The sequence below is a fragment of the Paenibacillus sp. 1-18 genome, assembly GCF_000520755.1.
Lineage (GTDB): Bacteria > Bacillota > Bacilli > Paenibacillales > Paenibacillaceae > Paenibacillus > Paenibacillus brasilensis.
This window is the reverse complement of the sequence record NZ_ASSB01000002.1, coordinates 1-824: the sequence shown is the minus strand read 5'-3', so window position 1 is coordinate 824 and position 824 is coordinate 1. Positions and strand designations below refer to the sequence as shown.

Genomic DNA, 824 nt, shown 5'->3' with positions numbered 1-824 from the left:
CCTGTTACGCGAACCTGGAAACCACACATGGCGTGCGGTCTTCTTTTACTATTTACTCCTATTATTGATATCCTGTTACTGCTTGCGGTGTTCATCACGGTGAGCAGCGGCATGGAGATTACGACCGCTACTGGCCTGGCGGCCTGCTATTTTGGCATTACGGTAGCATTTGGTCATAGGTTAATTAAATGGGCAGATATGCAGTTCTCTCATTGGTTTGGTAAGGGGCCGAAGCCTGAACGCAAGTATGGTGCTGCTCATGCAAAAGAGGAACGGATTGGTTGGTTGCTTCACCTCTTGGGCTGGGCCATCGGCAACGGTCTGTTGCTCGCCATCATTGTGTATGTAGATGATCCACAGCGTACGGTTTCTTTGGAGGGCATTATGACAACATGGGCACTCGTTCTGGCAATCGACTTTATTGTCTCCTTTAGCTATACCTTGTCTCCAAGGAAACATAAGGCGTAGCCTCAGGGATATAAGGCTTCACACTTGGATGAAATAAGGCCGGTCACTCAGGATGTTCGAATCGGGAGGGTCGTTGATGGTAAAAAATAAAGTTGTCACTTCCGGTAGTTTGATGAGTCCGTCGCTATCTGTGGAATAGTCCTGCCAATCCTCATGAATTTTAAAGTTAATTCTTGCAATTGCCTAAAACGTCTATTGTTTAACTTTGGCAACTAACATGATAATATTCCAGAAATGATTACATATGTCTATATATAGACATACGCAATTAAGTTATTTTTTGTTGAAAATGTAAAAAAAGAAAGGTGGTTTCTGTGACAACGCTGCTGAGTGGTAAGAACATTTTGATTATGGGG

The 824-nt window shown here is 43.7% G+C and carries 1 protein-coding gene; it reads left to right on the top strand.

The features are described from left to right. A partial coding sequence (locus tag L693_RS0100010; RefSeq protein WP_049825005.1) for a hypothetical protein occupies nt 1-468 on the top strand: 468 nt, incomplete at its 5' end. Nucleotides 469-824: the final 356 nt, after the last annotated feature.